At 69.0% G+C, this 4,176-nt stretch carries 5 protein-coding genes; 3 read left to right on the top strand and 2 right to left on the bottom strand.

Going from position 1 to position 4,176, the window contains the following annotated elements:
• A partial coding sequence (locus tag VFM98_RS10820; RefSeq protein WP_325109933.1) for an NAD(P)/FAD-dependent oxidoreductase occupies nucleotides 1–395 on the top strand: 395 nt, incomplete at its 5' end.
• Between the two features lie 15 nt (nucleotides 396–410).
• Here VFM98_RS10820 and VFM98_RS10815 read toward each other — a convergent pair.
• The gene (locus VFM98_RS10815; RefSeq protein ID WP_325109931.1) at nucleotides 411–1,775 is read right to left on the bottom strand and encodes an aspartate aminotransferase family protein; all 1,365 of its coding nucleotides are present in this window, start codon (nucleotides 1,773–1,775) and stop codon (nucleotides 411–413) included.
• A gap of 67 nt (nucleotides 1,776–1,842) precedes the next feature.
• Between VFM98_RS10815 and VFM98_RS10810 the strand changes: the two genes are divergently transcribed.
• Nucleotides 1,843–2,793: a LysR family transcriptional regulator gene (locus tag VFM98_RS10810; RefSeq protein WP_325109930.1), complete on the top strand. Its 951-nt coding sequence runs from the start codon at nucleotides 1,843–1,845 to the stop codon at nucleotides 2,791–2,793.
• Nucleotides 2,794–3,015: 222 nt separating this feature from the next.
• Here VFM98_RS10810 and VFM98_RS10805 read toward each other — a convergent pair whose 3' ends face one another.
• Entirely contained in the window at nucleotides 3,016–3,381 is a 366-nt protein-coding gene (locus VFM98_RS10805) for a hypothetical protein (protein ID WP_325109929.1), read from the bottom strand.
• On the opposite strand from VFM98_RS10805, the gene hisD reads away from it, so the two are divergent.
• A partial coding sequence (hisD, locus tag VFM98_RS10800) for a histidinol dehydrogenase (protein ID WP_325109928.1) occupies nucleotides 3,380–4,176 on the top strand: 797 nt, incomplete at its 3' end. The genes VFM98_RS10805 and hisD overlap by 2 nt on opposite strands.

The raw sequence follows: 4,176 nt of genomic DNA, 5'->3' as shown, positions 1-4,176 counted from the left end.
GCAACGTCATCTCGCGCACGGTGGTGCTGGCCGACCGCAAGATCTTCCTCGCGCCGATGGAGGACGGCTTGCGCGCCGGCGGCACGGTGGAGATCGCCGGCCTGGCCGCGCCCCCGGACGAGCGCCGCGCCGCTGCGCTCGCGCGCGTCGCCCGCGAGAGCTTCCCGGCGCTGTGCGACCTGCAGGCGCACACCTGGATGGGGCACCGCCCCTGCATGCCCGACTCGGTGCCGGTGGTCGGCGCCGCGCCCGGCCATGCGGGCCTGTGGCTCGCCACCGGGCACGGCCACCTCGGTCTCACCGATTCGCTCAACACCGCGCGGCGCATCGCCGACGGCGTGCTGGGGCGGCAAACCGCCGTGGCGCAGCGGGAGGCTACGCTGGCCGGCGCCTGAAAGGCGCCTGCCGCGTCAGGCCGTTTCGGTGAGGGCCTCGCCGAGGGCGTTGACCAGCCGATCGATCTCCGCCTTCTCCACGATGAAGGGCGGCGCGAGCTGGATGGTGTCGCCGCCGTAGCGCACGTAGAAGCCCTTCTTCCAGCACGCCATGGCCACGTCGAAGGGCCGGCGCGCCGGCTCGCCCGGCAGCGACGCGAGCGTGATGCCCGCCGCCAGGCCGATGTTGCGGATATCCGCGACGTGCTTGTAGCCCTTCAGGCCGTGCACGGCCTGCTCGAAGTACGGCGCGAGTTCCTGGACGCGCTCCACCAGGCGTTCGCGATGCAGCACCTCGAGGGCCGCGACGCCCGCCGCGCAGGCCACCGGGTGCGCGGAATAGGTGTAGCCGTGCGGGAATTCGAGCATGTAGTCCGGCCCGCCCGTTGCCATGAACGCGTCGTGGATCTCCCTGCGCGCGATCACCGCGCCCAGCGGCTGCGCGCCGTTGGTGACCTGCTTGGCGACGTTCATGATGTCGGGCACCACGCCGAACGCGTCGGAGCCGGTCATCGCGCCGCAGCGGCCGAACCCGGTGATGACCTCGTCGAAGATCAGCAGGATGTCGTGCGCCGTGCAGATTTCGCGCAGCCGCCGCAGGTAACCGGCGGGCGGCACCACGACGCCGGCGGAGCCGGAGAACGGCTCGACGATGACGGCGGCGATGTTGGAGGCATCGTGCAGGGCGATCAGGTCCAGCAGGCGATCGGCGAGCGCCTCGCCACCTTCCGCCGGCACGCCGCGCGAGAAGGCGTTCGAGGCCAGCAGCGTGTGCGGCAGGTGGTCCGCTTCGACGGCCTGGCCGAAGGTCTTGCGGTTGCCGACCATGCCGCCCACCGAGATGCCGCCGAAGTTGACGCCGTGGTAGCCCTTCTCGCGCCCGATCAGGCGCGTCTTGGAGGCCTGCCCCCGGGCACGCCAGTAGGCGCGTGCAATCTTCAGCGAGGTGTCGGCGGCCTCCGAGCCCGAGCCGGTGAAGAAGACGTAGTCCAGTCCGGCCGGCGTGAGTTCCTTGATCCTGTTGGCCAGCTCGAACGATCCGGGGTGGCCATGCTGGAACGCCGGCGCGTAGTCGAGCTTGGCCACCTGGCGGCTCACCGCCTCGGTGATCTCGGGCCGGCCGTGGCCCAGGCCGGAGCACCACAGCCCGGACAGGCCGTCGAAGATCTTGCGGCCTTCGTGGTCGGTGTAGTACGCCCCCTTGGCCTCCACGATGATGCGCGGGTCGGCCTTGAATTGGCGATTGCCCGTGAAGGGCATCCAGTGCGCCTCCAGCCAGGCGGCATCGGTGCGCACGCGGGTGGCGCTGGGCGCCGGCTCGTTGGTGGTGGTCGTCGTCATGGGCGCCATGGTGGGCCGGCGGTTGCCGTGCAAGAATGAACGAGTATCACCGCTCACTTGCCAATTCATGAAAGTTTCCAGCCGTCCGCGCGGCCGCGCCCTGCTCGGGCAGCTGAGCGACATGGACCTGCGCCTGCTGCGCGTGTTCAAGACCGTGGTGGAGTGCGGCGGTCTGTCGGCGGCCGAACTGGAACTGAACATCGGCACCTCCACCGTCAGCCGCCACCTGAAGGACCTGGAGACGCGGCTCGGGCTGGTGCTGTGCCGGCGCGGGCGCGCGGGCTTCGCCGTCACGCCCGAGGGGCAGCGGGTCTACGAGGAGACGCAACGCCTGCTGGCCTCGCTGGACGCCTTCCGCTCCAGCGTCGACGACATCCACCTGCGCATGGGCGGCCAGCTCGAAGTGGCGTTGTTCGACAAGACGGCCACCAACCCGGCGTCGCACATCGCCGAGGCCGTGGCCGGCTTCCACGAAGCCGCGCCGGAGGTGAGTCTCAGCGTGCATGTCGCTCCCATGCCCGTCATCGAGCGCGGCGTCCTGGACGGCAGCCTCCACATCGGTGTCATCCCGGCGCACCGCAGCTCGCGCAGCCTGGCGTACCAGGATCTGTTCGACGAGACGATGCTGCTGTACTGCGGTGCCGGCCACCCGCTGTTCGAGCGGCGGGCGTCCGATCTGACCTGGACCAAGCTGCGCCAGCATGCCTTCGCTGGCCTGGGGTACCACTCGCCCAACATGGAACTGAGCCACCGGGCGCAGTTGTCGCGGGCGGCCACGGGCTTCGACCAGGAGGCGATCGCGACCCTGGTGCTGTCCGGCCGTTACCTGGGGTTCCTGCCGGACCACTACGCAGCGGCTTTCGAGCGCGAGGGCCACATGCGCGCGGTGCAGCCGCGCCGCTTCCGCTACCGCTGCCGCTTCGTGAGCATCATGCGGCGCTCACCCGAGCCGTCGCGGGCAGCGAAGCTGTTTTCCGAGTGTCTGCGGCTGGCGCACGCGCAGGTGGTCGCGCCCTGAGCGGGGCGGCAGGCTTCGTTCGATCCCGGCGTAAACCGAGCGCAGCGGTGCGTTGCCGGGAGAGGGCGTCCTCCACACCGCCAGTGTGGATGCGGGTTCTGAGGCCATCGGTCCGATTACCCAACGAACTACCCCACCTCCCTATCCCGGACAGAAAAATCAGCCGAACAGGGTCGCGGCTGTAATCGGACCCGTCGCGTGTCCGGAGAGTTCTCCTCACCTTCAACTGCCAAGGTGCTTACGAAGTCCGGCGGAGGACTTCGTCTGCATCCGCGTCGAAGCACCGGCCGTGAGAATCGTCGAAATCGCCGCGGCTGTCTTCTCGTAGACCAGCCGGAACACCGGATTGAGCGCCTGTTCGTCCGCGCCGGGCATGTTGCGGATCTCCTCGAACAGATCGCGCCAGAACTCCGCGACCCCGTAAACCGCCTCACCCTTGACGACCTGTTGCGCGGTGAATTCCCATTGCCTGGTCTTGGCAGAGCGACGCCATGCGGGGGTAAACCCTGAGTTGCATACGAATGCAAGTCGGAGACACTGATGGCCTGCATACGAATGCAAAAACACGTCAACGAAGACCAAGGACATGATCAGATACCTCAAGCGCGGCCGCGATGTGCAGGCCCGAAACGCAGACGACGCCAAGGTGCGCGCCACAGTGGAGGGCATCATCCGCGACATCGAGCAGCGCGGCGATGAGGCGGTGCGCGAGTACAGCCGTAATTTCGATAACTGGGACCCGGAGGACTTCCGGCTGTCGCAGGCGCAGATCGAGCAGGCCATGAAGAGCTTGTCGGCGCGCGAACTGGAGGACATCCGCTTCGCGCAGGCGCAGATCCGCAACTTCGCGCAGGTCCAGCGCGACTCCATGCGCGACGTGGAAGTGGAGACCCGCCCGGGCGTGTTCCTGGGCCATCGCCACATCCCGGTGAACGCGGTGGGCTGCTACGTGCCCGGCGGCAAATACCCCATGATCGCCTCGGCCCACATGAGCGCCCTCACGGCCAAGGTGGCCGGCGTGAAGCGCATCGTCGCCACCGCGCCGCCGTTCCAGGGCGCACCGCATCCGGCCATCGTCACGGCGATGCACCTGGCGGGCGCCGACGAGATCCTGGTGCTGGGCGGCGTGCAGGCCGTCGTCGCGATGGCTGTCGGCACCTCGCGGCTGAAGCCGGTCGACATGCTGGTCGGCCCCGGCAACATGTTCGTCGCCGAAGCCAAGCGCCAGCTGTTCGGGCGCGTCGGCATCGACCTGTTCGCCGGCCCCACCGAAACGCTGGTGATCGCCGACGACTCAGTCGACGGCGAATTGGTGGCGGTGGACCTGCTGGGCCAGGCCGAACACGGCCCCACCTCGCCCTCGGTGCTGCTGACGGACAGCGA

This window comes from Ramlibacter sp. (assembly GCF_035706265.1).
Lineage (GTDB): Bacteria > Pseudomonadota > Gammaproteobacteria > Burkholderiales > Burkholderiaceae_C > Ramlibacter.
The sequence above is the reverse complement of the archived record's forward strand: the minus strand, read 5'-3'. Positions and strand labels throughout refer to the sequence as shown.

Bases quoted from the DNA above. Each gene is read 5' to 3' on its own strand.
- VFM98_RS10815 (WP_325109931.1), bottom strand. From the start codon at position 1,775: ATGACGACGACCACCACCAACGAGCCGGCGCCCAGCGCCACCCGCGTG.
- VFM98_RS10810 (WP_325109930.1), top strand. From the start codon at position 1,843: ATGAAAGTTTCCAGCCGTCCGCGCGGCCGCGCCCTGCTCGGGCAGCTG.
- VFM98_RS10805 (WP_325109929.1), bottom strand. From the start codon at position 3,381: ATGTCCTTGGTCTTCGTTGACGTGTTTTTGCATTCGTATGCAGGCCAT.